General features: G+C 69.4%; 28 protein-coding genes. 17 read left to right on the top strand and 11 right to left on the bottom strand.

All coding sequences use genetic code 11. The features are described 5' to 3' along the window. Nucleotides 1-4: 4 nt before the first annotated feature. Nucleotides 5-550 (bottom strand): cupin domain-containing protein, encoded by a 546-nt coding sequence (locus F0415_RS00805; protein WP_149859293.1) that lies wholly within the window; start codon nucleotides 548-550, stop codon nucleotides 5-7. Between the two features lie 135 nt (nucleotides 551-685). Between F0415_RS00805 and aptA the strand changes: the two genes are divergently transcribed. The 4 genes from aptA to speB all read left to right on the top strand — a co-directional run bounded on the left by aptA (nucleotide 686) and on the right by speB (nucleotide 5,798). Beyond that, nucleotides 686-2,032: an omega-aminotransferase AptA gene (aptA, locus tag F0415_RS00810; protein WP_149859294.1), complete on the top strand. Its 1,347-nt coding sequence runs from the start codon at nucleotides 686-688 to the stop codon at nucleotides 2,030-2,032. Between the two features lie 50 nt (nucleotides 2,033-2,082). After that, nucleotides 2,083-3,198 carry an alanine dehydrogenase gene (ald, locus tag F0415_RS00815; RefSeq protein WP_149859295.1) on the top strand — a complete coding sequence of 372 codons (1,116 nt, stop codon included), beginning with the start codon at nucleotides 2,083-2,085 and terminating at the stop codon, nucleotides 3,196-3,198. A 48-nt stretch (nucleotides 3,199-3,246) separates the two neighbouring features. Further along, on the top strand, nucleotides 3,247-4,749 hold the full coding sequence (locus F0415_RS00820; RefSeq protein WP_149859296.1) for a CoA-acylating methylmalonate-semialdehyde dehydrogenase: 1,503 nt from the start codon (nucleotides 3,247-3,249) through the stop codon (nucleotides 4,747-4,749). Between the two features lie 83 nt (nucleotides 4,750-4,832). Further along, nucleotides 4,833-5,798 carry an agmatinase gene (gene speB, locus F0415_RS00825; RefSeq protein WP_149859297.1) on the top strand — a complete coding sequence of 322 codons (966 nt, stop codon included), beginning with the start codon at nucleotides 4,833-4,835 and terminating at the stop codon, nucleotides 5,796-5,798. Between the two features lie 49 nt (nucleotides 5,799-5,847). Here the strand turns inward: speB and gstA are convergent, their stop codons facing one another. The 10 genes from gstA to F0415_RS00875 form a co-directional block, all read right to left on the bottom strand. Then, nucleotides 5,848-6,450 (bottom strand): glutathione transferase GstA, encoded by a 603-nt coding sequence (gene gstA / locus F0415_RS00830; RefSeq protein WP_149859298.1) that lies wholly within the window; start codon nucleotides 6,448-6,450, stop codon nucleotides 5,848-5,850. Nucleotides 6,451-6,528: 78 nt separating this feature from the next. Beyond that, on the bottom strand, nucleotides 6,529-7,155 hold the full coding sequence (gene msrA, locus F0415_RS00835; protein WP_149859299.1) for a peptide-methionine (S)-S-oxide reductase MsrA: 627 nt from the start codon (nucleotides 7,153-7,155) through the stop codon (nucleotides 6,529-6,531). After that, nucleotides 7,155-8,672 (bottom strand): WS/DGAT/MGAT family O-acyltransferase, encoded by a 1,518-nt coding sequence (locus F0415_RS00840; RefSeq protein ID WP_149859300.1) that lies wholly within the window; start codon nucleotides 8,670-8,672, stop codon nucleotides 7,155-7,157. Before F0415_RS00840 ends, msrA begins: the two co-directional genes overlap by 1 nt. Nucleotides 8,673-8,719: 47 nt before the next feature. Continuing rightward, a complete protein-coding gene (locus F0415_RS00845; protein WP_149859301.1) occupies nucleotides 8,720-10,165 on the bottom strand; it encodes a cryptochrome/photolyase family protein in 1,446 nt (481 codons plus the stop codon). Nucleotides 10,166-10,338: 173 nt separating this feature from the next. Then, entirely contained in the window at nucleotides 10,339-11,460 is a 1,122-nt protein-coding gene (gene alr / locus F0415_RS00850) for an alanine racemase (RefSeq protein ID WP_149859302.1), read from the bottom strand. Between the two features lie 73 nt (nucleotides 11,461-11,533). After that, nucleotides 11,534-12,922: a replicative DNA helicase gene (locus F0415_RS00855; protein ID WP_149859578.1), complete on the bottom strand. Its 1,389-nt coding sequence runs from the start codon at nucleotides 12,920-12,922 to the stop codon at nucleotides 11,534-11,536. A 203-nt stretch (nucleotides 12,923-13,125) separates the two neighbouring features. Further along, nucleotides 13,126-13,578: a 50S ribosomal protein L9 gene (gene rplI, locus F0415_RS00860; protein ID WP_149859303.1), complete on the bottom strand. Its 453-nt coding sequence runs from the start codon at nucleotides 13,576-13,578 to the stop codon at nucleotides 13,126-13,128. A gap of 62 nt (nucleotides 13,579-13,640) precedes the next feature. Then, complete coding sequence (rpsR, locus tag F0415_RS00865; RefSeq protein WP_149859304.1) at nucleotides 13,641-13,871, bottom strand: 30S ribosomal protein S18; 231 nt, start codon at nucleotides 13,869-13,871, stop codon at nucleotides 13,641-13,643. 20 nt (nucleotides 13,872-13,891) lie between these two features. After that, the gene (gene rpsF / locus F0415_RS00870; RefSeq protein ID WP_149859305.1) at nucleotides 13,892-14,281 is read right to left on the bottom strand and encodes a 30S ribosomal protein S6; all 390 of its coding nucleotides are present in this window, start codon (nucleotides 14,279-14,281) and stop codon (nucleotides 13,892-13,894) included. Between the two features lie 222 nt (nucleotides 14,282-14,503). Beyond that, nucleotides 14,504-14,842, bottom strand: a complete 339-nt coding sequence (locus tag F0415_RS00875) for a HesB/IscA family protein (protein WP_149859306.1) — start codon at nucleotides 14,840-14,842, stop codon at nucleotides 14,504-14,506. A gap of 118 nt (nucleotides 14,843-14,960) precedes the next feature. Between F0415_RS00875 and asnS the strand changes: the two genes are divergently transcribed. The 13 genes from asnS to F0415_RS00940 all read left to right on the top strand — a co-directional run bounded on the left by asnS (nucleotide 14,961) and on the right by F0415_RS00940 (nucleotide 25,564). Further along, complete coding sequence (gene asnS / locus F0415_RS00880; RefSeq protein ID WP_149859307.1) at nucleotides 14,961-16,361, top strand: asparagine--tRNA ligase; 1,401 nt, start codon at nucleotides 14,961-14,963, stop codon at nucleotides 16,359-16,361. Between the two features lie 3 nt (nucleotides 16,362-16,364). After that, complete coding sequence (locus F0415_RS00885) at nucleotides 16,365-16,661, top strand: hypothetical protein (RefSeq protein WP_149859308.1); 297 nt, start codon at nucleotides 16,365-16,367, stop codon at nucleotides 16,659-16,661. A gap of 10 nt (nucleotides 16,662-16,671) precedes the next feature. Next, on the top strand, nucleotides 16,672-16,995 hold the full coding sequence (locus tag F0415_RS00890; protein ID WP_149859309.1) for a hypothetical protein: 324 nt from the start codon (nucleotides 16,672-16,674) through the stop codon (nucleotides 16,993-16,995). Continuing rightward, the gene (locus F0415_RS00895) at nucleotides 16,996-17,631 is read left to right on the top strand and encodes an FMN-binding negative transcriptional regulator (RefSeq protein WP_149859310.1); all 636 of its coding nucleotides are present in this window, start codon (nucleotides 16,996-16,998) and stop codon (nucleotides 17,629-17,631) included. A 4-nt stretch (nucleotides 17,632-17,635) separates the two neighbouring features. Beyond that, nucleotides 17,636-18,424 carry an SDR family oxidoreductase gene (locus F0415_RS00900; protein WP_149859311.1) on the top strand — a complete coding sequence of 263 codons (789 nt, stop codon included), beginning with the start codon at nucleotides 17,636-17,638 and terminating at the stop codon, nucleotides 18,422-18,424. A 10-nt stretch (nucleotides 18,425-18,434) separates the two neighbouring features. Then, the gene (locus tag F0415_RS00905) at nucleotides 18,435-18,722 is read left to right on the top strand and encodes a PilZ domain-containing protein (RefSeq protein WP_149859312.1); all 288 of its coding nucleotides are present in this window, start codon (nucleotides 18,435-18,437) and stop codon (nucleotides 18,720-18,722) included. Between the two features lie 109 nt (nucleotides 18,723-18,831). Next, complete coding sequence (locus F0415_RS00910) at nucleotides 18,832-20,277, top strand: aldehyde dehydrogenase (protein ID WP_149859313.1); 1,446 nt, start codon at nucleotides 18,832-18,834, stop codon at nucleotides 20,275-20,277. Between the two features lie 4 nt (nucleotides 20,278-20,281). Beyond that, entirely contained in the window at nucleotides 20,282-20,944 is a 663-nt protein-coding gene (can, locus tag F0415_RS00915; protein WP_149859314.1) for a carbonate dehydratase, read from the top strand. After that, nucleotides 20,941-21,372, top strand: a complete 432-nt coding sequence (locus F0415_RS00920; protein ID WP_149859315.1) for a RidA family protein — start codon at nucleotides 20,941-20,943, stop codon at nucleotides 21,370-21,372. The genes can and F0415_RS00920 overlap by 4 nt, the downstream gene beginning before the upstream one ends. Before the next feature lie 23 nt (nucleotides 21,373-21,395). Continuing rightward, nucleotides 21,396-21,926: a 3-hydroxyanthranilate 3,4-dioxygenase gene (locus tag F0415_RS00925; protein ID WP_149859316.1), complete on the top strand. Its 531-nt coding sequence runs from the start codon at nucleotides 21,396-21,398 to the stop codon at nucleotides 21,924-21,926. Further along, the gene (locus tag F0415_RS00930; protein WP_149859317.1) at nucleotides 21,913-22,923 is read left to right on the top strand and encodes an amidohydrolase family protein; all 1,011 of its coding nucleotides are present in this window, start codon (nucleotides 21,913-21,915) and stop codon (nucleotides 22,921-22,923) included. The genes F0415_RS00925 and F0415_RS00930 overlap by 14 nt, the downstream gene beginning before the upstream one ends. Next, nucleotides 22,920-24,206: a kynureninase gene (kynU, locus tag F0415_RS00935; RefSeq protein ID WP_149859318.1), complete on the top strand. Its 1,287-nt coding sequence runs from the start codon at nucleotides 22,920-22,922 to the stop codon at nucleotides 24,204-24,206. Before F0415_RS00930 ends, kynU begins: the two co-directional genes overlap by 4 nt. Next, nucleotides 24,203-25,564 carry an FAD-dependent oxidoreductase gene (locus tag F0415_RS00940; RefSeq protein ID WP_149859319.1) on the top strand — a complete coding sequence of 454 codons (1,362 nt, stop codon included), beginning with the start codon at nucleotides 24,203-24,205 and terminating at the stop codon, nucleotides 25,562-25,564. The genes kynU and F0415_RS00940 overlap by 4 nt, the downstream gene beginning before the upstream one ends. The last annotated feature ends 4 nt before the right edge of the window (nucleotides 25,565-25,568 follow it).

Raw genomic sequence — 25,568 nt, forward strand, 5'->3', positions numbered from 1 at the left:
GGCATCAGAAGGTGGGCGGGGTGTTGGCGCTGACGATCACCGCCTCGTCGGCACCGACGTTGCGGAAGCGATGCGGGATCCGGCTCTCGAAGTAATAGGCCTCGCCCGGACCCAGCACACGTACCTGGTCGCCCACCGTCACTTCCACCTGGCCCTTGACGATCACCCCGCCCTCCTCGCCGTCGTGGCTGAGCATGGTCTCGCCGGTATCGCTGCCCGGCGGCATCACCTCGCGCAGGATGCACATCTGCCGGTTGCGGCGATGCTGGCCGACGAGGAAATAGTGGATCTCCTCGTTGCCCAGGTCCGGCTGCTCCTCCTTGGGGTAGAAGGGGCTGTCGCCAGTGTCGGCCAGGTCCAGGGTGAAGAAATCGGCCAGGGAGATCGGAATGCCATCCAGCACCTTCTTCAGGGAGCTGATCGAGGGGCTGACCTTGTTCTGCTCGATCAGCGAGATGGTGCTGTTGGTCACCCCGACCCGCTTGGCCAGTTCCCGCTGGCTGAGCCCCTTGCGCTTGCGGACGGCCTGCAACCGACCTCCGATGTCCACGGCATGCTCCTGGTCACAGTGTTGCCGGATATTTAACACCCGCCCCCAAGGTGGTCAATGAAACCGGACGATGGGCGACCGTTGTCAAATATTCTCATCGGTGCTAGCGTGCCGCCGTTCCCCAGGAGACCCGCCATGACCGCCTCCGACCCCGGCTACCCCGCCACCCGGGCGCCCGAGCGTACCGACGCCTACTGGATGCCGTTCACGGCCAACCGCCAGTTCAAGAAGGCCCCGCGCCTGCTGGCCAGCGCCGAGGGCATGTACTACCGGGACACCGACGGCCGCGAGGTGCTGGACGGCACCGCCGGCCTGTGGTGCGTGAACGCCGGCCATGCCCGGCCGCGCATCGTCGAGGCGATCAAGCGCCAGGCCGAGACCCTGGACTACGCGCCCAGTTTCCAGATGGGGCACCCCCTGCCCTTCCTGCTGGCCGAACGCCTGGCGGACATCGCGCCGGCGCCCCTCAAGCACGTGTTTTTTACCAATTCCGGCTCGGAGTCGGTGGACACCGCCCTGAAGATCGCCCTTGCCTACCACCGCGCCCGTGGCGAGGGCCAGCGCACCCGGCTGATCGGCCGCGAGAAGGGCTATCACGGCGTCGGCTTCGGCGGCATTTCCGTGGGCGGCCTGGCCAACAACCGCAAGTTCTTCGGCGCCCAGCTGCCCGGCGTGGACCATTTGCGCCATACCCTCGACCTGGAACGCAACCGCTTCAGCCGCGGCCTCCCCAAACACGGCGCAGAGCTGGCCGAGGACCTGGAGCGGCTGGTGCAACTGCACGACGCCAGCACCATCGCCGCGGTCATCGTCGAGCCGGTGGCCGGCAGCGCGGGCGTGATCCTGCCGCCGGAAGGCTACCTGCAGCGCCTGCGCGAGATCTGCGACCGGCACGGCATCCTGCTGATCTTCGACGAAGTGATCACCGGTTTCGGCCGGGTCGGCGAGGCCTTCGCCGCCCAGCGCTTCGGCGTCACCCCGGACATCATCACCACCGCCAAGGGGCTGAGCAACGGCGCCGCGCCGATGGGCGCGGTACTGGTCTCCGATGCCATCCACGCCGCCTTCATGCAGGGGCCGGAAGAGGTGATCGAGCTGTTCCACGGCTACACCTATTCCGGCCATCCCCTGGCCTGCGCGGCCGCCCTCGCCACCCTGGACACCTACCGGGAAGAAGGGCTGTTCAGGAAGGCGATCACCCTGGAACGCTACTGGGAGGACGCCATCCACTCCCTGCGCGGCCTGCCGCACGTGGCCGACATCCGCAACATCGGCCTGGTCGGCGCCGTCGAACTGGAGTCCCGGCCCGGCGTCCCGGGCGCCCGCGGCTACGAGGCCTTCGCCCGGGCCTTCCACGAGCACGCCCTGATGGTCCGCTGCACCGGCGACGTGCTGGCGCTGTCGCCGCCCCTGATCCTGGACGAGAGCCACATCGACCGGATTTTCGAGCGGCTGGCCGCTACCATACGCGCCACCGCCTGACCGGGCGGTTCCCTGCAGAACCAACGACTTTGCCCCGGGAGGGCAGCTCCATGCTTATCGGCGTACCCAAGGAAATAAAGAACCACGAATACCGCATCGGCCTCACCCCGGCCGGCGCCCGCGAGCTGGTCGGCCACGGCCACCAGGTGATCGTGCAGCGCGACGGCGGCAGGGCCATCGGCCTGACCGACGAGCTTTACGAAAAGGCCGGCGCGAGCATCGTGGACACGGCCGAGGAGATCTTTGCCCGCGCCGACATGATCATCAAGGTCAAGGAGCCGCAGCCGGTCGAATGCGCCATGCTCCGTCCCGGCCAGCTGCTGTTCACCTACCTGCATCTGGCGCCGGATCCGGAACAGACCGCCGGCCTGGTCAAGTCCGGCTGCACCGCCATCGCCTACGAAACGGTCACCGACAAGCGTGGCGGCCTGCCGCTGCTGGCGCCGATGTCCGAGGTCGCCGGCCGCATGTCCATCCAGGCCGGCGCACACGCCCTGGAAAAGGCCCAGGGCGGCGCCGGCATCCTGCTCGGCGGCGTACCGGGGGTGAAGCCGGCCAACGTGCTGGTGATCGGCGGCGGCGTGGTCGGCATCAACGCCGCCCGCATGGCCATGGGCATGAATGCCCGCGTCACCATCCTCGACCGTTCGCTGGAACGCCTGAAGTACCTCGACGAGCTTTACGGCGACCGCGTCACCACCCTCTATTCCACCGCAGACGCCATCGAGGACTGCCTGCGTTACGCCGACCTGGTGATCGGCGCGGTGCTGATCCCCGGCGCCGCCGCACCCAAGCTGGTCAGCCGCACGCAACTGGCGCTGATGAAGCCTGGCTCGGTGCTGGTGGACGTGGCCATCGACCAGGGCGGCTGCTTCGAAACCTCCAGGGCCACCACCCACCAGAACCCGACCTACGAAGTGGACGGCATCATCCATTACTGCGTGGCCAACATGCCCGGCGGCGTCGCCCGAACCTCCACCTTCGCGCTGACCAACGCCACCCTGCCCTTCGCGGTTCAGCTGGCCAACAAGGGCACGCAGGCGCTGCTGGATGACCCGCACCTGCTCAACGGCCTGAACGTGCATGCCGGCAAGGTCACCTACGAGGCGGTGGCCCGTGACCTTGGCTACGACTACGTGCCGGCCGCGACCGCGCTCGAGGGCTGAGCCCTACCAGCCCCGGCGCCGGATCGGGGCCGCGAACCTGGAACCGCCATGACCGACATCCGCCGCATCCCGCATTTCATCCAGGGCCGTGAACAGGCGGCGGAAGACGGGCGCTGGGGCGAGGTGTTCGATCCCGCCAGCGGCCGGGTGGCCGGCCGCGTGGCCCTGGCCTCGGCCGACGAGGTCTCGGCGGCGGTGGCTGCCGCCGAGGCGGCCTTTCCGGCTTGGGCCGAAACCACGCCGCTGAGCCGCGCCCGTGTCCTGTTCCGGTTCAAGGAGCTGCTGGAACGGCACGCCGACGAGATCGCCGCCGCCATCACCGCCGAGCACGGCAAGGTGCTGGCCGATGCCCGCGGCGAGCTGACCCGCGGCATCGAGGTGGTCGAATTCGCCTGCGGCGCGCCGCACCTGCTCAAGGGCGAGCACTCGATGAACGTCGGCCGCGAGGTCGATTCCTGGACCGAATACGCGCCGCTGGGCGTGGTCGCCGGCATCACGCCGTTCAACTTCCCCTGCATGGTGCCGATGTGGATGTTCCCGGTGGCGCTGGCCTGCGGCAACACCTTCGTGCTCAAGCCCAGCGAACGCGACCCCGGCCCGACCCTGATCCTGGCCCGGCTGCTGAAGGAGGCCGGCCTGCCCGACGGCGTGTTCAACGTGGTGCACGGCGACAAGGTGGCAGTGGACGCGCTGCTGGACGACCCGCGGGTGCGGGCGGTCAGCTTCGTCGGCTCGACCCCGATCGCCGAATACATCTATGCCCGCGGCAGTGCCAACGGAAAGCGCGTACAGGCCCTGGGCGGGGCCAAGAACCACATGGTGATCCTGCCGGACGCCGACCTGGACCAGGCTGCCGGCGCGCTGCTGGGCGCCGGCTACGGTTCCGCCGGCGAGCGCTGCATGGCGATCTCGGTGGCCGTCTGCGTCGGCGACAAGCTGGCCGATGCGATGGTGGCTCGTCTCAAACCCATGGTCGAGGGCCTGCGGATCGGCCCCGGCTGCCAGGGCGATCCGGACATGGGCCCGCTGGTCACCGCCGCCCACCGCGACAAGGTGCGCGCCTACGTGGACAGCGGTGTGGCCGAGGGCGCGCGCCTGGTCGTGGACGGCCGCGGCCTGAAGGTTCCAGGTGCGCCCGACGGCTTTTTCCTCGGCGGCTGCCTGTTCGACCACGTGCAGCCGCACATGCGCATCTATCGCGAGGAGATCTTCGGGCCGGTGCTGTGCGTGTTGCGCGTCCCCGATTTCGAGACGGCGCTCAAGCTGGTCAACGAACACGAGTACGGCAACGGCGCCGCGGTGTTCACCCGTGACGGCGATGCCGCCCGCCAGTTCGCCCACCGGGTCCAGGCCGGCATGGTCGGCATCAACGTGCCGATCCCGGTACCGATGGCCTTCCACAGTTTCGGCGGCTGGAAGCGCAGCCTGTTCGGCCCGCTGCACATGCACGGCCCGGACGGCGTGCGCTTCTACACCCGCCTCAAGACGATCACCGCGCGCTGGCCGACCGGCCTGCGCGACCCCGAGTTCGTGATGCCGACGATGAAATAGGCGACGGCGCCACGTCCGGTGACCCTCGTCCCGGCGATGCCGCAAGGCAGGAACGACGAGCGGACCTTGCGAGGACGCCTGCCATGCCCGAACCGAAGTCGCCCGCCATCCCCGCCACCATCGACCTGGCCTTCGCCGCCACCCCGCCTTATGGCACGGTGGCCGAGCCCACCTATTCCGGTGCGCTCAGCTTCCTGCGCCGCCCCTACGGCAAGGACCTTTCCGTCGCCGACGTCGCCGTGCTGGGCGTGCCCTTCGACCTGGCCACCACCAACCGGCCCGGCGCGCGTCTGGGCCCGCGGGCCATCCGCGCCGCCTCGGCCTCGCTGGCCTGGTGCCCGCCCTATGCCTGGGATTTCGACCCGCTGCAGCGGCTGCGGGTACTGGACGCCGGCGACGTGTACTTCGACCCGGGCCGGCCGGCGGAGGCACCGGAGGCCATCCGCGGCGCCTTCGCCGCGGTGGCGGCGCAGGGTGTGATACCGCTGGCCCTGGGTGGCGACCATTTCATCAGCTTCCCGATCCTGCAGGCGCTGCAGCCGGTCCATGGGCCGCTGGCCCTGGTGCATTTCGACGCCCATAGCGACACCTGGCGCGACGCAGACGGGCGCGTCGACCACGGCACCATGTTCTTCCACGCTGCCCGCCTGGGCCTGGTGGATCCTGCCCGCTCGATCCAGCTGGGCATGCGCACGCACAACGCCGAGACGCATGGCTTCCGGGTCGTGGATGCCCGGGAACTGCACGCCATTGGCGTGGAGGAAGCCGTCGCCGCCATCCGCGCGCGCGTCGGTGGCAGCAAGTGCTACGTCAGCTTCGACGTGGACTTCCTGGATCCGGCCTACGCGCCCGGCACCGGCACCCCGGTAGTCGGCGGCTTCAGCACGCACGATGCCCTGCGCCTGGTGCGCGGCCTCGCCGGCCTGGACATCGTCGGCATGGACGTGGTCGAGGTCAGTCCGCCCTATGATCACGCCGAGATCACCGCCCTGGCTGCCGCGAGTGTCGCCCAGGAGCTGCTGGCGGCGCTGGCGGCCGGCCGCGGCTGAGGCCAGACCGGGCGCCGACCGGACCGGGCCGGAACCGGGGACGGGCCTCTCAGGCCAGGCCTTCGGCCGCCAGCGCGGCACGAACCGCCGGGCGCTCCGCCACCCGCGCCGAATGCGCGGCCAGTGAGGGCCACTCGCGCAGGTCCATGCCGAAGTGGGCCAGCCAGCGCAGTACGACGAACTGGTAGATGTCCGCCACACCGTATCGCTGCCCGTGCAGCCAGGTCCTGCCGTTCCAGCTGCGCTCCAGCGTGTCCAGACGAGCCCGGGCCCGCTCGCCGACCAGTTTGCGCCCCGCCTCGTCCAGGGCTGGGTTGAATAGCAGGCCCAGGCTCTTGTGCAGTTCGGTGCTGACGAAGGCCAGGGCCGATTGCAGGCGGTAACGCTCGAAGCCGTCACGTGCCGGGGCAAGGCCGGCCGCGGGCTCGAGATCGGCGATGTACTGCAGGATGGCGATGTTCTCGGTCAGCACACGGCCGTCGTCCAGCTGCAAGGCCGGTACATAACCGAAAGGATTGATGGCCAGGTAGTCCTCGCCCTGCTCGGTTTTCCGGTCGCGTCCGACCCGGACCAGGTCGAAGGCCAGGCCAGCCTCCCGAAGGGCGATGTGCGGCGCCAGCGAACAGGCGCCAGGCAGATAGTACAGCTTCATGTCGCGCTCCATGCCGGGGAAAGCGACAGCCTGCTTGCCCGGTCACGCCGTGCCAAGCCGTGCCGCCGCAACGAAACGTTACGCCAGCTTGTCCGGGAAGGTCCTGGCCAGCTTGTCCAGCTTGGGCCCAGCCACGAACACGATGTAGGGCTGGCCCGGATTCCGCGCCGCGTAATCGTGGTGGTAGGCCTCGGCGACGAAGAAAGCCTGCAGCGGCTCCAGGGCGGTGACGATGGGCGCGGCGAACACGCCAGCCCGCTCCAGCTGCTCCAGGTAGGCCCGCGCCACCTGCCGCTGCCCCTCGTCGAGGGGAAAGATCGCCGAGCGGTACTGGGGGCCGACGTCGTTGCCCTGGCGGTCCTTCTGGGTCGGATCGTGCGCCACCGCCAGGAACACCTTCAGCAACTGGCCGTAGCTGATCCGCTCCGGCCGGTAACGGATGCGGATGGCTTCGGCATGGCCGGTCCGGCCGGAGCAGACCGCCTCGTAGTTGGCGGTGTCGGCGCTGCCGCCGGCATAACCCGGCAGCACCTCGGTCACGCCCGCCAAGCGGCGGAACACCGCCTCCGTGCACCAGAAACAGCCGCCCGCCAGCACGGCCTCGCCACGGTCGTCGCCCGGCAGCAGGTCGAAGACCGGGTCGGGCACCTCCGCCGGCGGCACCTTCAGGCCCTGGCCGGGCAGCTCGCAGGAAGGATCGGCCATCATTCCTGCTCCCTCGCCGCGTCGGTCCGGGCGCCGGCGGCTTCGGCCGCGGCGGCCATGACGTCGGCGGCCATGACGTCGGCGATTAGGCCCTCGGCGTCCTCGGGACGCAGCTCCCCTTCCCAGCGCGCCATCAGCGCCAGGTAGAGCAGCTTTTCGAACTCCGGTGCGAAGCGGCGGATGACCGCGCCGGGATCCGGCATCAGCCGGGCGTCGGCGATCAGGCCAAAGTGCACACGGCCGTTGTAGCTGAGGATGGAAATGCCCAGGCCGATGCTGCCGGTCTGCGGCACCCAGAACATCAGGTCGGAGATCTTCGCGCCGCCCAGGTAGAGCGGCATCTGCGGACCAGGCACGTTGGTGGCCACCGCCGAGGCCTTGCGGCTGAACATCTCCAGGGCAAAGGCCTGCAGGGCCGGCGGCGCCATGCCCACTGCCGCCAGGGCGCCGAAGGTGGCCACGGCCTGTCGCGACTTGCGCAACACCCGCATGCAGGCGGCGACGCGCTCCAGCCGCGCCACCGGGTTGGCCTCGCCCACCGGCAAGTCCAGGAACACCAGGCCGAAGTGATTGCCGAGCTGGCGGGCGTGTTCCAGCGGCCGCAGGTTCACCGGCACGGTGGCGCGCACGGTGACGCCGTCCAGGCATTCGCCGCGCTCGAGCATGTAGCTGCGCAGGGCACCGCTGACCGAGGCCAGCAGCACGTCGTTGACCGTGCAGTGCAAGGCCTTGGCCACCGCCTTCACCTCGGCCAGGTCCAGCGGCTCGGCCCAGGCCACCCGCTTGCTGACGCCCAGCCTTCCCTTGAGCACGGTTTCAGGATCGTCGGGCAGGGCCAGGGCCAGGCCGATCTCGCGGGCGATGTCGGCGCCCTCCCGCGCCAGCACTGCCGCCAGACCGGGGTCCTGGTACATCTCCATGCCCTTGGCCAGCACCTTGTTGCCCAGCGCCATGTAACGACCGATCAGGCCGACGCGCCGCGCGACCGGCGTATGTTCCTTTTTCAGCCAGCGCCTGGCCAGGCCGGCACGACGCCCCTTTTCCTCCACTTCCGTCAGCGACAACAGCACCTGCACCAGGGCGATGCCGTCGGCATAACAGTGATGGATGCGGGCGATCAGGGCGGAGCCGCCGTCATAGCGCTCGACCAGGTGGAACTGCCAGAGCGGCTTGGTGGTGTCCAGGGGCGTGGATGCCAGCTGGCTGGTCAGTCGCTCCAGTTCGCGCTTGCCGCCCCGGCCGGGCAAGGCGGTCAGCCGGATGTGCCAGTCGAGATCGAAATGCTCGTCGTCCTGCCAGTAGGCTCCGGTCGGGGTGTCCACTGCATTTTGCCGGAAGCGCGGGTAGGCCAGGAACCTGGTTTCGATGAGCTTGCGCAGCGTACGGATGTCCAGCGGCGTTTCGAACATCATCACGCCTGTGATCATCATCAGGTTGGTCGGCCGCTCCATGCGCAGCCAGGCCGTGTCCACCCTTGACATCGGCTCCCTGCGAACCCTGCTGCGCGCGTCGGCCATGTCTGCCCTCCTGCTGCCGGCAGGATGCCGGCGGCGCAGCGCGGGCGTCAACGGCGAGACGCCGCCGCGCCGGCACCCGAGTATGCGGCCAGGGCGGCCTCCCGGCTGGCCTTGAGATCCACGATCGGGCGCAGCGGATAGTCCGGTGCCAGCCGTCGGCACAGCTCGGCATGTTCCCACGGTGCGGCCAAGGCCTCGTCGGGCAGGCCTGCCAGCTCCGGCAGCCATCGGCGGATGTAGGCACCGCGGGGATCGAATTTGCGCGCCTGCGCCGGCGGGCTGAAGATGCGGAAGTAGGGCGCAGCGTCGGCGCCCGTACCGGCACTCCACTGCCAACCCTGGCTGTTGTTGGCCAGGTCGGCGTCCACCAGCGTGTTCCAGAACCACTCGGCGCCATGCCGCCAGTGGTAGCGCAGGTTCTTGGTCAGAAAGCTGGCCGTCACCATGCGTACGCGGTTGTGCATCCAGCCGGTGGCCCAGAGCTCGCGCATGCCAGCGTCCACCAGGGGTACGCCGGTGCGGCCACGCCGCCAGGCCGCCAGCAATGCCGGATCGGGCTCGGCCCAGGCAAAACGCCGGAAGCGCGGATCCAGGTTCTCCTGCGCCATGTGCGGGAAATGGAACAGCAGATGGTGGCCGAACTCCCGCCAGCCCAGTTCGCCAAGGAAGTGCTCGACGTCCTGACGAAGCTCTGCGGGCCATTCGCCGCCGCGCAGGCGCGCCACCACCTGGCGAGGCGAGATCTCGCCGAAATGCAGATGCGGCGACAGCCGCGAGGTGCCGACCCGGTCCGGCAGGTTGCGCTGCTCCCTATAACCATGCACGGCGCCGTCCAGAAAGGCCTCCAGCAGGTCCTGGGCGCCCGCCTCCCCCGGCGTCCAGAACGACCAGAAGCCGCGGTCCCAGCGCGGCTGGCCCGGCGGCGGGCGCAGGCCGAGCCCGTCCGCCTCCAGCGAAGCCAGGCCCTCGGGTGGCGCGGGCAGGCGGACCGGCGCATCTGCCGGCCTCACGTCCACCAAGGTTTGCCTGGCCTTCCTCCAGAAGGGCGTGAACACCCGATAGGGCTCGCCCTGCCCCGTCTTCACCGCCCAGGGTTCGATCAGCAGCGCGGCGTTGTGGCTCTCCGCGCCCAGGCCGAGCGCCCGCAATGCCCGCTCGACCCGCCGGTCGCGGGCGATGCAGGCCGGCTCGTACAGGCGGTTCCAGTAGACGGACACTGCGCCGGTTTCCGCGACCAGCCGTTCCAGCTCGGCCAGGCTGTCGCCGCGGCGCAGGATCAGGCGAGATCCACGGGCACGCAGATCGGCATCCAGGGCCCGCAAGGAGCGATCGAGCCAGACGCGGCTGGCAGCCCCGGGCTCCCAGGGGGATTCCTCCTCCGGCGCGTGGATGTAGACCGGCACCGGCGCCAGACCGGCGTCCAATGCGGCCAGGAGCGCCGGGTTGTCGGCCAGGCGCAGGTCGCGCCGGAACCAGACCAAGGCATGTGCCATCGAACGGAGTCCCCGCGACAAAGCCGCAGCCTAGCCCGGCTCACCGTCGCGGAGACGTGAAGTCCGGTGGCGTGCCCGTGCGGATGGCCGCTGGGCGGTTTTCGTCTGCCGAAGGGACGGCCAAACCGGATGCGCAGGGCACGACACCGGAGCATCCGGGCCGGGGAGTGGCCTCAGCCGCCGACGTAGTCGCGCGGGATGCGGCCATTGAGCCCGACCAGGATCTCGTAGGGGATGGTGCCGGCGGCCTCGGCCACGTCCTCGCAACGGATCTCCTGATCGCCCTGGCGGCCGATCAACACCACCTCGTCCTCGTTGTAGGCCGTGCCGTCCGGGCCGATGTCCACCATGAACTGGTCCATGCAGATGCGGCCGATGATCGGACGGCGACGACCGCGGATCAGCACCTCGCCGCGCGAGGACAGCGACCTTGGGTAACCGTCGCCGTAGCCGATGGGCACGGTCACCACCCGGGTATCGGTCGCCGGCGCCCAGGTCGCCCCGTAACTGACCGGGTGCCCCGCCGGCACGACCTTGAAGTAGACCACCTGGGAGACCAGCGACATCGCCGGACGCAGCCGCACCGGCGGACGGGCCGCGGCGTCGGGCAGCACGCCGTAGAGGGCGATGCCCGGCCGGACCATGTCCAGATGGGTGCCCGGGAAATGCAATACGCCGCCGGAGTTGGCCAGGTGCCGCACCGGCATGGGTGCGCCGACACGCTCGAAGTGGGCGCAGGCCTCGAGGAAACGCTCCAGTTGCCACGCCGTCATCGGCGAATCCGGGTCGTCAGCACAGGCCAGGTGCGAGTAGATGCCCTTGAGCCGGCACCAGCGCGAGGCCAGGGCGGCCTCGATGAAGGGGCCGGCGTTGTAGCTGTGCACGCCGATCCGCTCCATGCCGGTATCCACCTTCAGGTGGATGGTCGCCGGCCGGCCCAGGGCTTCCGCCGCCGCCTCGACCTGGCGCAGCTTGTCCAGGGAAGAAACGGTGATCTCCAGCCCGTGCCGGATCAGGTCTGCGGCCTGCGGCCCGAAGATGCCGCCCATCACCAGGATCGGCAGGGTGATGCCGGCCTGGCGCAGGGCCACGCCCTCCTCCAGGAAGGCCACGCCCAGCTGTTCGACGCCCTGGGCCTGCAGGTGCCTCGCCACCGGCACCAGGCCGTGGCCGTAGGCATTGGCCTTGACGATGCCCATCACCGGCACGCCGACGTGACCGCGCAGGACCCGCAGGTTGTGGCTCAGCGCGTCGAGGTCGACGCGGATTCGGGTCGGTCGGGCGGTGTCGGCCATGGCCAGAATTGTAGCCGTTCGGTCGTAGCGGAGCCCGGACGAGATGTGGATCCGCGCAGGCGGCCGGCCGCCGTTACTCGAAACTGCCGACGCTGTCGCGGGCCAGGTTGTCGAAGCGGGTGTACTCGCCGAAGAACTTCAGCTTCACGGTGCCCGTCGGACCGTTACGCTGCTTGCCGATGATGACCTCGGCCAGGCCCTTGTCCGCCGAGTCCTTGTGGTAGTACTCGTCGCGGTAGATGAACATGATGATGTCGGCGTCCTGCTCGATGGCGCCGGATTCGCGCAAGTCGGCCATCACCGGGCGCTTGTCGGTGCGCGATTCCAGCGAGCGGTTGAGCTGCGACAGGGCGATCACCGGCACGTTCAGCTCCTTGGCCAGGGCCTTGAGTGAACGCGATATCTCCGAGATCTCGGTGGCGCGGTTTTCCTGGCTGCCAGGCACCTGCATCAGCTGCAGGTAGTCGATGACGATCAGGCCCAGGTCGTGCTCGCGCTTGATGCGCCGGGCCTTGGCGCGCAGCACTTCGGGCGAGAGGGCGGGCGTATCGTCGATGAATATCCTCACTTCCGACAGCATCTTGATCGCCATGTTCACCCGCGACCAGTCCTCGTCCTCGAGCTGCCCGGTGCGCAGACGGGTGGCGTTGACCCGGCCGATCGAACTGATCAGGCGGAAGGCCAGCTGCGAAGCCGACATCTCCATCGAGTACACGGCCACCGCCTTCCTGGTCTTGAGCGCACCGTACTCGGCGATGTTGAGGGCCAGGGTGGTCTTGCCCATCGCCGGCCGTGCCGCGAGGATGATCAGGTCGGAAGGCTGCAGGCCGGCAGTCATTTCGTCGAGTTCGCCGAACCCGGTCGGCAGGCCGGTAACCGCACCTTGGTTCTCGTAGCGCTCCTGCAGGATCTGGAAGGCCTCCTTCATCGCCTCGCGCAGCGGCACGAAATCGGCCCGCCCGCGCCGGCCCAGCTCGGCGATCTGGAACACCTTCTGCTCGGCGGCCGCGAGAATCTCCTGGCTATCGCGTCCGTCGGGCCGGTAGCCGTCGTTGACGATTTCGGTACCGGCCTCGATCAGCTGCCGCAGCACGGCCTTCTCGCGCACGATCTCGGCGTAGGCCTTGATGTTGGCCGCAGAAGGCGTGGTGCTGGCCAGCTCGACCAGGTAGCCGGTGCCGCCGATCTGTTCGGAAAGCCCGTTCGCCTCGAACCACTCGCCAAGGGTGACCGCGTCGAAGGGCCTGTTCTTCTCGGCCAGTTCGCGGATCGCCCGGTAGATCAGCCGGTGGTCGCGCCGGTAGAAATCGTTCTCGGTCAGCAGGTCGCCGACCCGGTCCAGCGAGTCCGGCGACAGCATCAGGCCGCCGATCACGGCCTGCTCGGCCTCGACCGACTGGGGCGGTACGCGCAGGGCTTCCAGCTTGGCGTCGGTGCGCAGGGCTTCGGAGCGTGAAGGCATGGTCGCCGGGGTCCGTGGCGTGCTGGTCAGGGGAATCGGGTCGGTCATCCTAGCGGTCCTCGTCCGGGAGCGTTAGGCACAAGCCTGTGCATAACCGGTGCACATCTCCGATACCCCACCCCCGTCTCATGGACTGAGACGGAGCCGGAACGCAGACGGGCGCCCGAAGGCGCCCGTCCGGAAGGCTTGCCCGACGATGGTGTTCAGGCCGCTTCGGCCTCGACCACCACCTTGACCGTGGCTTCCACGTCGGCATGCAGACGCAGCTCGACCTCGAACTCGCCGGTGCGGCGCAGCGGGCCCTCGCCCAGCACCACCTCGTTCTTCTCCAGCGGCAGTCCCGCTTCGGTGAACGCCTCGGCGATGTCGCGCGGGCCCACTGAACCGAACAGCTTGCCCTCGGTGGAGGCCAGCGCCCTGATGGTCACGCTGGCCCCGTCGAGCTTGGCCTTGCGGGCCTCGGCCTCGGCCAGCAGGGCATTGGCCTTGGCCTCGTACTCGGCGCGCCTGGCCTCGAAGGCGGCCACGTTTTCAGGGGTCGCCGGCACGGCCTTGCCGTAGGGGATCAGGTAGTTGCGGCCGTAGCCGGGCTTGACCTTGACCTTGTCGCCCAGGCCGCCCAGGTTGACCACCTTCTGCAGGAGGATCAGTTCCATTTCTCAAACTCCGTAACGTTAGCGAGGCGCGCGGCCCCGCAACTTGTGGCTGTCCGTCAGGATCAGTTCTGGTGGTTGTCCGTGTACGGGATCAGGGCCAGTTCGCGCGCCCGCTTGATGGCGGTGGCCAGCTGGCGCTGGTACTTGGACTTGGTGCCGGTGATGCGGCTCGGCACGATCTTGCCGTTCTCGGTCAGGTACTGGCGCAGGGTGTTGAGATCCTTGTAGTCGATCTCCTTGACGCCCTCGGCGGTGAACTTGCAGAACTTGCGGCGGCGAAAGAACTTGCTCATGGTCGTCTCCGGTCTCGGGCTCAGGCGACGTCGGCGCTGTCGCCGGCGCCTTCCTCGTCTTCACGGCGGGGGCGGCGCTCGCCCTTCTCGTCCTTGCTCTTCATGATCGGCGACTGCTCGGTCACGGCCTCCTTGCGAGCGATGACCATGTGGCGCAGCACCGCGTCGTTGAAGCGGAAGCCGTCGACCAGCTCGTTGAGGACCTTCTGGCCGCACTCTATGTTCATGAGCACGTAGTGGGCCTTGACCAGGTTGTCGATGGCGTAGGCCAGCTGGCGCCGGCCCCAGTCCTCGAGGCGGTGGATCCTGCCGCCGTCGGCCTCGATCAGCGCCTTGTAGCGCTCGATCATGGCCGGAACCTGCTCGCTCTGGTCCGGGTGGACCATGAAAACGATTTCGTAGTGACGCATGGTTTTTCCTTGTGGATGCGGCCGCGAAACGGCCGGGACAGCCCCCGGCGCGCGGCCGTGGAGCAAGGCTCTCCCCGAGGGGAGCCGCGCATTCTCGCTGAAATCAGGGGTTTGCGCAAGGCGGCGGTCGGTGCCCGCCCCCGGACACGGGACCGCCCGCCGGCCCGGCTGGCATCGGCCGCCGGCGCCGTCCCGCTTCCCGCCGGACGGGCGGGACCGTCCTTAGACCGCCGACGGGTCCGTGGTGAAGGACTCCCCGCAGCCGCACTCGGCGGCCACCCGCGGATTGCGGAAGACGAACTGCTGGTTCAGCCCCTGGCTGACGAAGTCGATCACCGTGCCGTCCACCTGGGGCAGGCTGGCGGCATCCACCCGCACCGCGACCCCGTCGGTCTCGAACACGCTGTCGTCCGGGCCGGCCGCCGTCGCGATGTCCACCACGTAGGCGAAACCCGAGCACCCGGACTTGCGCACCCCGAAGCGCAGGCCGATGCCGCCCGGCGTCTCGGCCAGGTAGCGGCGGACGCGCTCGGCGGCGGCAGGAGTCAGGGTGACGGCCATGGGGAACCTCCGGAATGCTGCCCGGCAAGTATAGCCACGCTGCCTGAACCGGCGGCTTGCGGGTATCCTTGCGCTCTTCCTTCGCCAGATGGGCCCGCGGGGCCGGGGATTCAAGAAGATGGCAGTGGTCAGCGTCCAGCAGGCTCTGTCCGGGGCGATCGCTCCGGGCGAGAAGGTCACGGTGCGCGGCTGGGTCCGGACCCGACGCGATTCCAAGGCCGGCCTGAGCTTCGTCAACCTCAGCGACGGTTCCTGCTTCGCCCCCATCCAGGTGGTGGCGCCGGCCAGCCTGCACAACTATGAATCCGAGATCCGGCATCTGGGCTCCGGCTGTGCCGTCATCGCCACCGGCATGCTGGTGCCCTCGCAGGGGCAGGGCCAGTCCTTCGAGCTGCAGGCCGAGGCAATCGAGGTGGTCGGCTGGGTGGACGACCCGGAAACCTACCCCATCCAGCCGAAACCGCATTCCCTGGAGTTCCTGCGCGAGGTCGCCCACCTGCGCCCACGCACCAACCTGTTCGGCGCCATCACCCGGATCCGCCACTGCCTGGCCCAGGCGGTGCACCGCTTCTTCCACGAGCGCGGCTTCTACTGGATCAATACCCCCATCATCACCACGTCCGACGCCGAAGGCGCCGGCCAGATGTTCCGGGTCTCCACCCTGGACCTGGCCAACCTGCCGCGGAGAAAGGATGGCTCGGTGGATTTCAGCCGCGATTTCTTCGGCAAGGAGGCCTTCCTGACCGTTTCCGGCCAGCTCAACGTCGAGGCCTACTGCCTGGCGCTGAGCAAGGTCTACACCTTTGGCCCGACCTTCCGGGCCGAGAACAGCCATACCACCCGGCATCTTGCCGAGTTCTGGATGATCGAACCCGAGATCGCCTTCGCCGACCTCGACGAGGACGCCCGGCTGGCCGAGGACTTCCTGAAGTACCTGTTCAGGGCGGTGCTGGAAGAGCGCGGCGACGACATGGCCTTCATCGCCGAGCGGGTGCAGAAGGACGCCATCAGCCGCCTGCAGGCCTTCGTGGACGCCCCCTTCGAACGCCTGGATTACGGCGAGGCGGTCGAGCTGCTGCAGAAATCCGGCGAGAAGTTCGAGTTTCCGGTCGAGTGGGGCCTGGACCTGCAGACCGAACACGAGCGCTGGCTGACCGAGAAACACGTCGGCCGGCCGGTGGTGGTGACCAACTACCCGGAGCAGATCAAGGCCTTCTACATGCGCCTGAACGACGACGGCAGGACCGTCGCCGCCATGGACGTGCTGGCGCCCGGCATCGGCGAGATCATCGGCGGCAGTCAGCGCGAGGAGCGCCTGGAGGTGCTGGACCGGCGAATGGCGCAGTTCGGCCTGGATCCGGTGCAGTACGACTGGTACCGCGATTTCCGCCGCTACGGCACCGTGCCGCATGCCGGCTTCGGCCTGGGCTTCGAACGCCTGGTGGTCTACGTCTGCGGCCTGACCAACATCCGCGACGCCATCCCCTACCCGCGCGCGCCCGGGTTGGCCACCTTCTGAACCATGCAGACCGGTCCGGGTTCGCTGCTGATCTTTCTGATGCTGGGCCTGACGGGTTCGGCCGGACCGGCGCATTTCGGCTTCCGGGTGCTGGCCCACCGCCTGCAGCTGGACCGCCGTCTGCCCTTCGCGCCCGGCACCGAAGACGGCGGCCTGGCCTATTCCTGGTGGCTGATGCGCTGGGGCCACGCCGGAGTGGCCGACGCCGGCCTGCGCTCGCTGGGCAATATCGTCGCGGTCAGCGGCTGGCTGTGTCTGGCCGGCGCGCTGGGCGTGCTGGTACTGATACTCCTGCAGTGAGGACTTCGGAATGAGCGGCGCCGACGACAGGGTCCAATGGTGGCTGGCCTCGCTGCCGCGCATGCTGGTCTGGGCCCGGCTGCGGGTGCTCGACAGCGGCGTGGCCGAAGTGCTGGACTGCGACGGTCGCACCAGCGTCTACGAAAGCGAGGACATCGCCCGGGCCGCGCTGATGGACGCGGAGTTCCGCGCCCTGGACGGCATGGACGAAGAGGACGCCGCCGCCTGGGGCCTGGACCTGGACGAGCTGGAGCCTCCGCGGGGCGAGGACGAGGAGGCCCTGCGCGAGCAGATGACCCGGCCGGTGAAGAACCCGCTGACCGGGCGCGACTGAATGTTCACGCCGCGCCACTTCGCCGAAACCGATCTGACCGGGCTCGACGCGCTGATCGCGCGCGACGCTTTCGTGACCCTGGTGACGGTGGCCGACGGCAGCCCCGCTGTCAGCCACCTGCCGGTGCTGTACCGGCGCGAGGGCGAATCGGTGAGCCTGCGCGGCCACTGGTCGCGGGCCAACCCGCAGTCGCGCCACGCCGGGCCGGCCCTGGCCATCGTGCACGGCCCGCACGCCTATGTCTCTCCGGGCTGGTATCCGGACAAGGCCGAACGGGCACGGGTGCCGACCTGGAACTACGCCGTGGCGCACCTGCATGGCGAGCTGGAACCCAGCACCGACCCCACCTTCCTGGCGGCGGTGGTCGCCGGGCTGGGCGAATGCCACGAGGAGGCGGTCGGCGGCGACTGGCGCTTCAATCCGGACGACCAGCGCGAAACGGCGCAGCTCAGGGGCATCGTCGGCTTCGTCCTGCACGTTCGCCGGGTGGAACTGAGCTTCAAGCTCAACCAGAATCACCCGGATGCCAACATGCGCAGTGTCGCCGACGCGCTGGCCGGCAGCAGCCGGGAGGCCGACCGGGAGATAGCCGCACTGATGCGGGAGCGGCTGGCACGGCGCGAACGGGGAGACTGAGTCCATGGAGCTGAACCTCAAGGGCCGCCACGCCCTGGTCTGCGGTGCCTCCGAAGGCATCGGCCGCGCCGCCGCCGAAGCCCTGGCCGGGCTGGGCGCCGACGTCACCGTGCTGGCGCGCCGGGCCGAGGTACTGGCCGAAGTGGCAGCCGCCCTGCCGCGCGTGCATGCCGGCCAGCGGCACGGCCACGTCGCCGCCGACAGCAGCGACGGCGATGGCCTGCGCGCCGCGGTTTCGGCCCTGGTGGTCGGGCGGCCGGTGCAGATCCTGGTCAACAACACCGCCGGCCCGCCCGGCGGCAGTGCGCACGAGGCCGAGCCCGAGCGCTACGTCGAGGTGTTCCGCCAGCACCTGGTGGCCAACCAGATCCTGGTGCAGGCGGTATTGGCCGGCATGAAGGCGGCCGGCTGGGGTCGCATCGTCAACGTGATCTCGACCTCGGTGAAGGAACCGATCGCCAACCTGGGCGTGTCCAACACCGTTCGCGGTGCCGTCGCCGCCTGGGCCAAGACCCTGGCCAGCGAGCTGGGGCCGCACGGCATCACCGTCAACAACGTGCTGCCCGGCTACACCCGTACCCGCCGGCTCGAGCAGATCCTGGCCGAACGCGCCGCCGCCACCGGCCGGTCGCCCGAGGCGATCGCCCAGGCCATGCTGGCGACGGTGCCGGCCGGACGTTTCGCCGAAGCCGCCGAGGTGGCCGCCGCCATCGCCTTCCTGGCCTCGCCCGCCGCCGCCTACGTCAACGGCATCAACCTGCCGGTGGACGGCGGCCGGACCCGTTCGCTCTGAGTCTCCGGGGATGGAAGACCAGCGTTTCTCCACCCGTGTCCCCTATGCCGCCCGGGTCGTCGTCGTGCGTGGCGGTGACGCCTGGCTGGGCGAGGTCGTGGACCTGTCCGAGGGCGGCTGCGGCCTGTTCCGGCCGGAGGCATGCACGCTCGATGTCGCGGACATCGTCCAGCTGATCTTCTTCGATGAGCCTGGCCGGGCCGTCCTGGTGCCGGCCCGGGTCGCGCGCGTCCAGGACGGCCTGCTCGGCTTCGAATACCACGAGCCCCAGCAGGTGCCGCCGGTCCTCAAGGGCTGACGCGTAGCGTTTCCACGCCAGCCACGGATCGCCGCGGAACCGGCACCGGCACGGCAGACCGCGAACCCGACCTGTCCGTACGGGCGGCGCGACGGGTAAGCTTGGCGGCATGTTCCTGCGGCTCTCCCAGCTGATCGGCGGCCAGGCCCGCCCGCCTGCCGGCGGCGTCTGGCTCGAGGTGTTCGAGCCTGCCACCGGCCAGGCCTTTGCCTGCTGCCCGGACGGTGACGCCGCCGACGTGGACGCCGCCGTCGCCGCCGCCCGCGCGGCCTTCCCGGCCTGGTCCGGCCTGGCCGCCGGCGAGCGCGCGGCCTGGCTGGAAAAACTGGCCGCGGCGCTGGAGTCACGCCTGGACGAATTCGCGGCCGCCGAATCGCGCGATTCCGGCAAGCCGCTGTCCCTGGCCAGGACCCTGGACATCCCGCGCGCCGTGGCCAACCTGCGTTTCTTCGCCCACGCGGCCACCCAGTTCGCCAGCGAATCGCACACGGCGCCGGGCGCCCTGCATTACACGCTGCGCCAGCCGCTGGGCGTGGCCGGCGTGATCAGTCCCTGGAACCTGCCGCTGTACCTGTTCACCTGGAAGCTGGCGCCGGCCCTGGCGGCCGGCAACTGCGTGGTCGGCAAGCCCAGCGAGGTGACCCCGGTGACCGCCTGGATGCTGGGCGAACTGGCGCGGGAGATCGGTTTCCCGGCTGGCGTCCTCAACATCGTGCACGGACGCGGCCCCGGCGCTGGCCAGGCCCTGGTCGAACATCCGGACGTGGCGGCGATCAGTTTCACCGGCAGCACTGCGGTGGGCACGGCGATCGCCCGGGCCTGCGCGCAGCGGCTGCGCAAGGTTTCGCTCGAGCTCGGCGGCAAGAACCCGACCCTGGTATTCGCCGATGCGCCGCGCGGGAAACTGCTGGACACCGTGCTCCGCTCGGCTTTCCTCAACAGCGGACAGATATGTCTCTGCGGCTCGCGGATCCTGGTCGAGCGGCGCTGCTACGACGAGTTCCGCGACGCCATGCTGGAGCAGGTGCGCGCCCTGGTCACGGGCGATCCGCAGGAACCGGCAACGCAGCTGGGCCCGCTGGTGTCGCGGGCGCATTACGACAAGGTGCTCGCTTGCCTGGACGTCGCGCGCGCCGAAGGCGGCCGCGTCCTCTGCGGCGGCGAACCGGTGCAGGTGCCGGGCCGCTGCGCCGGCGGCTGGTTCGTCGCCCCCACCGTGATCGAGGGCCTTGGCCAGGACTGCCGGACCAATACCGAGGAGATTTTCGGCCCCGTGGTCAGCCTGCAGGCTTTCGACGAAGAGGAGGAAGCCCTGGCCCTGGCCAATGCCGTGCCCTACGGCCTGGCCGCCAGCCTGTGGACCAGCGACCTGGGCCGCGCCCACCGGCTGGCGGCGCGCCTGCAGGCCGGCATCGTCTGGATCAACACCTGGCTGAACCGGGACCTGCGCACGCCTTTCGGCGGCGTCAAGCAATCCGGCCTGGGTCGCGAAGGCGGTTGGGAGGCCATGCGCTTCTTCACCGAGCCGAAAAACGTCACCGTCAGCCTGGAATGAATCCATGCCCCTGAAGGAACTGCTGGACAGGAACAAGGCCTGGGCCGAGGCGATGAATGCCGAAGACCCGACCTTCTTCGAGCGCCTGTCCAGGCTGCAGGCGCCCAGGTATCTGTGGATCGGCTGTTCCGATTCGCGCGTGCCGGCGAACCAGATCACCGGCCTCATGCCCGGCGAGGTGTTCGTGCACCGTAACATCGCCAACGTGGTGGTGCACACCGACCTCAATTGCCTGAGCACCATCCAGTTTGCGGTGGACATGCTGAAGGTCGAGTACATCCTGGTGGTGGGCCACTACGGTTGCGGTGGCGTCCACACCACGCTGACCGGTACCCGGGTCGGGCTGGCCGACAACTGGCTGCGTCATGTGGGCGATGTCGCCCACAAGCACGCTGCCTTTCTCTCGGAAACCGCCTCCGATCGGGCCCGCCATGCCCGGTTGTGCGAACTGAACGTGGCCGAACAGGTGGTGAACGTTTGCCAGACCACCATCGTCCAGGACGCCTGGTCACGCGGCCAGAAGCTGAGCGTGCATGGCTGGGTGTACTCCTTGCGCGACGGCCTGGTCCGGGAGCTCGGCATGGGAGTCGATTCCGCCGAGGGGCTTTCCGCCGCATACGAACTGGCCATCCGTCACATCCGGGAGCGGCGGGAGGAGGAGGCATGATCGAGGGCATTCACGCCGATGGCGCGCCGGTGCCCGTCGGCCGCTATCCGCACGCGCGCAGGGTCGGCCAACTGCTGTTCCTGTCGGGTATCGGCCCGCGCACCCCGGGAAACAACGTCATTCCGGGCAACGTCTATGACCCGGCGGGAAAGCTGGTGGACTACGACATCGTCACCCAGTGCCACTCGGTCTTCGCCAACGTCCGGGCGGTGCTGGAGGCCAGCCACTGCCGCTGGGACTGGCTGGTGGACGTGACCGTCTACCTGACCGACATGCACCGCGACTTCCAGGCCTTCAACGCGGTCTGGGCCGAATACTTCCCCGACATCAACAAGGCGCCCTGCCGCACGACGCTGGGCATCAGCGCCCTGCCCACGCCGATCGCCATCGAGCTCAAGTGCGTGGCGGCGTTCCCCGAGCCGCGTTGAGCGGCGCGCCAAGGAGGTCCGAGATGAACCTGGGTTCCGCCTTCAGCCTGCAGCAGTGGATCGACGAGCACCGGCATCTGCTCAAGCCGCCGGTGGGCAACAAGTGCATCGTCGACGGCGACTTCATCATCATGGTGGTCGGCGGTCCCAACCAGCGCACCGACTACCACTGGGACGAGGGCCCGGAGTTCTTCTACCAACTCGAGGGCGAGATGACCCTGCGCATCCAGGAAGATGGCAAGGTGCGCGACATCCCCATCCGCGCCGGCGAGATCTTCTACCTGCCGCCGCGGGTACCGCACTCGCCGCAGCGCGGTCCGGGCGGTGTCGGCCTGGTGATCGAACGCAGGCGCCTGCCGCACGAGAAGGATGGCCTGCTGTGGTATTGCGAGCGCTGCAACCACAAGCTCTACGAGGAGTTCTTCGTCCTGGAGAACATCGAGACGCAGTTCGGCGCCGTCTTCGAGCGCTTCTACCGCTCCCGCGAGCACCGCACCTGCAAGGCCTGCGGCCACCTGAACCCGGCGCCGGCGAAATACGATGCTGAAGATTGACACCCACGCCCACTACCTGCCGAAACACTGGCCGAACCTGGCCGAGAAGTACGGCGACCAGCGCTTCCCGGTGATCCACCACGGCGAGGACGGCCGGGCGCGCATCTACAAGGACGGCAAGTTCTTCCGCGAGATCTGGCCCAAGACCTGGGATCCGGAGCTGCGCATCGCCGAGTACGCCGCCTTCGGCGTGCAGGTGCAGGTGCTGAGCACGGTGCCGGTGATGTTCAGCTACTGGGCCAAGCCCCAGCACGCCCTGGAACTGCATCAGGCGCTCAACGACCACCTCGCCGCCACCTGCCGGGAACACCGGCGGCACTACGCCGGCATCGGCACCGTGCCGCTGCAGTCGCCGCGCCTTGCCGTCCAGGAACTGGAACGCTGCATGGACCAGCTTGACCTGCAGGGCGTGCAGATCGGCTCGCATGTCAACGACTGGAACCTGGACGCACCCGAGCTGCAGCCATTCTTCGAGGCGGCACAGGACCTGGGCGCAGCCATCCTGGTGCATCCCTGGGACATGATGGGCGCCGAGTCCATGCCCAAGTACTGGCTGCCCTGGCTGGTCGGTATGCCGGCCGAGCAAAGCCGGGCCGCCTGCTGCCTGATCTTCGGCGGCGTGCTGGAGCGCTTCCCGCGCCTGAAGGTCTGCCTGGCGCACGGCGGCGGCAGCTTCCCCTACACCATCGGCCGCATCGAGCACGGCTTCCGCATGCGACCGGACCTGGTGGCGACCGACAATCCGCACAACCCGCGCGACTACCTGCCGCGCCTGTACTTCGACAGCTGGGTGGCCGACCAGCGCGCCCTGCGCTACCTGCTCGACACCGTCGGCAGCGAACGGGTGATGCTGGGCACCGACTATCCCTTCCCGCTGGGCGAGCAGGAACCGGGCGCCGGCATCGCCGCACTGGAACTCTCCGAGGCCGAACAGGCCCGGCTCTACCACGGCACTGCCCTCGAGTGGCTGGGCCTGCCGCGAACCAGGTTCGAATGAACGGCGATTGGCTGCAGGCCGACCCGGCCGCCCTGGACGCCGCCGACCCGCTGTCGGCCCTGCGCCAGGAGTTCCTGGTGCCGCCGCACGGCGACGGCGAGCAGGCCTATTTCTGCGGCAACTCGCTCGGCCTGCAGCCGCGCGGCGTCCGCGAGGCGCTGCTGCAGGAGCTGGACGACTGGGCACGGCTGGCGGTGGAGGCGCATTTCCGCGGCCGCCACCCGTGGATGCCCTACCATGCCGAGGTCCGCGACGGCCTGGCCGCCATCGCCGGCGCCGGGCCGGGTGAAGTGGTGGCCATGAACACGCTGACGGTGAACCTGCACCTGCTCATGGTCAGCTTCTACCGGCCGACGCCGGAGCGCCCGGCAATCCTGATCGAGGCCGGCGCCTTTCCTTCCGACCGACATGCGGTGACCTCGCAACTGCGCTTCCACGGCTACGACCCGGAGCGCGACCTGATCGAGCTGGAGCCGGACGAGCCCGGCGGCATCATCTCCATGGCCTCGCTGGAGCGCTGCCTGGCCGAACACGGCCGGCGTATCGCCCTGGTGCTGTGGCCCGGGGTGCAGTACCGCACCGGCCAGGCCTTCGACCTGAAGGAAGTGGTGCGGCTGGCACATGCGCAGGGCTGCCTGGTCGGCTTCGACCTGGCCCACGGCGCCGGCAACCTGCCCCTGGCCCTGCACGACAGCGGCGCCGACTTTGCCGCCTGGTGCAGCTACAAGTACCTCAACAGCGGCCCCGGCGCGGTCGCCGGCGCCTTCGTGCACGCCCGCCACGCCCGCAGCGAGCGGCCGCGTTTCGCCGGCTGGTGGGGCCATGACCAGGCCACCCGCTTCCGCATGGGCCCGGAGTTCGTGCCCACGCCAGGTGCCGAGGGCTGGCAGCTGAGCAATCCGCCGATCCTGGCCCTGGCGCCGCTGCGGGTCTCGCTGGAGATCTTCCAGAAGGTCGGCATGCCGGCCCTGCGCGAGCGTTCGCGGCGCCTGACCGGCTATCTGGAAGCGCAAGTGCGCGCGCGCCTGGACCGGGTGCTGGAGATCCTTACCCCGGCCGATCCGGCCCGGCGCGGTTGCCAGCTCTCCATCCGGGTGCGCGGCGGCCGCGGCCGCAGCCGCGAGCTGTTCGAGCACCTGATGGCACGTGGTGTGATCGGCGACTGGCGCGAGCCGGACGTCATCCGCATTTCGCCGGTGCCGTTGTACAACCGTTTCACCGACATCGCCCGATTCGTCGCCGAGGTCGAGGCCTGGGCCGGCATCGGAGGAACACAGGCATGAAGCCCAAGAATCCTTTGCTCATCGTCGGCGCCGGCCTGGCCGGCGCCCTGCTGGCCACCCTGCTGGCCCGGCGCGGCTGGGCCGTGGACGTCTACGAGAAGCGACCCGACCCACGCCGGCGCGGCTACGAGGGTGGCCGCTCGATCAATCTGGCCCTGGCCGAACGTGGCCTGCACGCCCTGCGCCAGGCCGGCCTGGCCGAAACCGTGCTGGCCCAGGCCATCATGATGCGCGGGCGGATGGTCCACCCGCTGGGCGGCGAAACCATGCTGCAGCGCTACGGCCGCGACGACAGCGAGGTGATCTGGTCGGTACACCGGGGCCGCCTCAACCTGGCCATGCTCGACGCCGCCGAAGCCGCCGGAGCCTGCCTCCATTTCAACCGGCGCCTGCTGGACGTGGATTTCGACGCCGGCCTTGCCCGCTTCGTCGACGACCACGACCGTTGCGCCCATGAGGTCGGCTTCGAGGCCCTGCTCGGCTGCGACGGCGCCGGCTCCGGCCTGCGCGCCGCCATGGCCAAGCGCCTGGACCTGGGCGAGCGCTTCGAGCCGCTGGGCCACGGCTACAAGGAACTGGAGATCCCGCCCGGCGAGGACGGCGGCTTCCGCATCGAGCCCAATGCCCTGCACATCTGGCCGCGCGGCGGCTACATGTGCATCGCCCTGCCGAATACCGAGCGCACCTTCACCGTCACCCTGTTCCTGCCCAACGAGGGCGAACATCCCTCCTTCGCCACCCTGCCCGACCTGGCGGCGGCCCGCGCCTTCTTCGAGCGCGATTTCGCCGACGCCCTGCCGCTCATCCCGGAGTTCGACCGCGACTGGACCGGCAATCCGATCGGCGTGCTCGGTACGCTCTACCTGGACCGCTGGCACCTGGGCGGCCAGGCGGTGCTGCTGGGCGACGCCGCCCACGCCATGGTGCCCTTCCACGGCCAGGGCATGAACTGCGCCTTCGAGGATTGCGTGGCGCTTGACCGGCACCTGGGCGAGGCGCCGGACTTTGCCAGCGCCTTCGCCGCCTTCGAGGCCGAGCGCCGGCCCAATGCCGAGGCCATCCAGCACATGGCGCTGGAGAACTACATCGAGATGCGCGACCGGGTGGACGACCCGGATTTCCTGCTGCAACGGGAACTGGAACGCACCCTGGCCGAACGCCATCCCGGCGTGTTCGTGCCGCGCTACTCGATGGTCAGCTTCACCCGCGTGCCCTACGCCACCGCGCTGGAACGCGGGCGGGTGCAACGGGAGATCCTGGTCGAATCCACCCGCGGGCTGGACAGGCTGGAGCAGGTGAACCTCGTTGCTGCCGATGCCGAGGTTCGACGGCGCCTGACGGCCCTGGGCCTGAATTGACGAC

The sequence above is a fragment of the Arenimonas fontis genome (genome assembly GCF_008386465.1).
GTDB lineage: Bacteria > Pseudomonadota > Gammaproteobacteria > Xanthomonadales > Xanthomonadaceae > Arenimonas > Arenimonas fontis.

Bases quoted from the DNA above. Each gene is read 5' to 3' on its own strand.
- F0415_RS00840 (WP_149859300.1), bottom strand. From the start codon at position 8,672: ATGGCCGACGCGCGCAGCAGGGTTCGCAGGGAGCCGATGTCAAGGGTG.
- F0415_RS00855 (WP_149859578.1), bottom strand. From the start codon at position 12,922: ATGCCTTCACGCTCCGAAGCCCTGCGCACCGACGCCAAGCTGGAAGCC.
- rplI (WP_149859303.1), bottom strand. From the start codon at position 13,578: ATGGAACTGATCCTCCTGCAGAAGGTGGTCAACCTGGGCGGCCTGGGC.
- F0415_RS00875 (WP_149859306.1), bottom strand. From the start codon at position 14,842: ATGGCCGTCACCCTGACTCCTGCCGCCGCCGAGCGCGTCCGCCGCTAC.
- F0415_RS00845 (WP_149859301.1), bottom strand. From the start codon at position 10,165: ATGGCACATGCCTTGGTCTGGTTCCGGCGCGACCTGCGCCTGGCCGAC.
- F0415_RS00910 (WP_149859313.1), top strand. From the start codon at position 18,832: ATGTTCCTGCGGCTCTCCCAGCTGATCGGCGGCCAGGCCCGCCCGCCT.
- msrA (WP_149859299.1), bottom strand. From the start codon at position 7,155: ATGGCCGATCCTTCCTGCGAGCTGCCCGGCCAGGGCCTGAAGGTGCCG.
- F0415_RS00930 (WP_149859317.1), top strand. From the start codon at position 21,913: ATGCTGAAGATTGACACCCACGCCCACTACCTGCCGAAACACTGGCCG.
- F0415_RS00890 (WP_149859309.1), top strand. From the start codon at position 16,672: ATGAGCGGCGCCGACGACAGGGTCCAATGGTGGCTGGCCTCGCTGCCG.
- F0415_RS00900 (WP_149859311.1), top strand. From the start codon at position 17,636: ATGGAGCTGAACCTCAAGGGCCGCCACGCCCTGGTCTGCGGTGCCTCC.
- speB (WP_149859297.1), top strand. From the start codon at position 4,833: ATGCCCGAACCGAAGTCGCCCGCCATCCCCGCCACCATCGACCTGGCC.
- kynU (WP_149859318.1), top strand. From the start codon at position 22,920: ATGAACGGCGATTGGCTGCAGGCCGACCCGGCCGCCCTGGACGCCGCC.
- F0415_RS00895 (WP_149859310.1), top strand. From the start codon at position 16,996: ATGTTCACGCCGCGCCACTTCGCCGAAACCGATCTGACCGGGCTCGAC.
- F0415_RS00920 (WP_149859315.1), top strand. From the start codon at position 20,941: ATGATCGAGGGCATTCACGCCGATGGCGCGCCGGTGCCCGTCGGCCGC.
- F0415_RS00820 (WP_149859296.1), top strand. From the start codon at position 3,247: ATGACCGACATCCGCCGCATCCCGCATTTCATCCAGGGCCGTGAACAG.
- aptA (WP_149859294.1), top strand. From the start codon at position 686: ATGACCGCCTCCGACCCCGGCTACCCCGCCACCCGGGCGCCCGAGCGT.
- F0415_RS00905 (WP_149859312.1), top strand. From the start codon at position 18,435: ATGGAAGACCAGCGTTTCTCCACCCGTGTCCCCTATGCCGCCCGGGTC.
- rpsR (WP_149859304.1), bottom strand. From the start codon at position 13,871: ATGAGCAAGTTCTTTCGCCGCCGCAAGTTCTGCAAGTTCACCGCCGAG.
- gstA (WP_149859298.1), bottom strand. From the start codon at position 6,450: ATGAAGCTGTACTATCTGCCTGGCGCCTGTTCGCTGGCGCCGCACATC.
- F0415_RS00940 (WP_149859319.1), top strand. From the start codon at position 24,203: ATGAAGCCCAAGAATCCTTTGCTCATCGTCGGCGCCGGCCTGGCCGGC.
- F0415_RS00885 (WP_149859308.1), top strand. From the start codon at position 16,365: ATGCAGACCGGTCCGGGTTCGCTGCTGATCTTTCTGATGCTGGGCCTG.
- F0415_RS00925 (WP_149859316.1), top strand. From the start codon at position 21,396: ATGAACCTGGGTTCCGCCTTCAGCCTGCAGCAGTGGATCGACGAGCAC.
- rpsF (WP_149859305.1), bottom strand. From the start codon at position 14,281: ATGCGTCACTACGAAATCGTTTTCATGGTCCACCCGGACCAGAGCGAG.
- alr (WP_149859302.1), bottom strand. From the start codon at position 11,460: ATGGCCGACACCGCCCGACCGACCCGAATCCGCGTCGACCTCGACGCG.
- ald (WP_149859295.1), top strand. From the start codon at position 2,083: ATGCTTATCGGCGTACCCAAGGAAATAAAGAACCACGAATACCGCATC.
- asnS (WP_149859307.1), top strand. From the start codon at position 14,961: ATGGCAGTGGTCAGCGTCCAGCAGGCTCTGTCCGGGGCGATCGCTCCG.
- can (WP_149859314.1), top strand. From the start codon at position 20,282: ATGCCCCTGAAGGAACTGCTGGACAGGAACAAGGCCTGGGCCGAGGCG.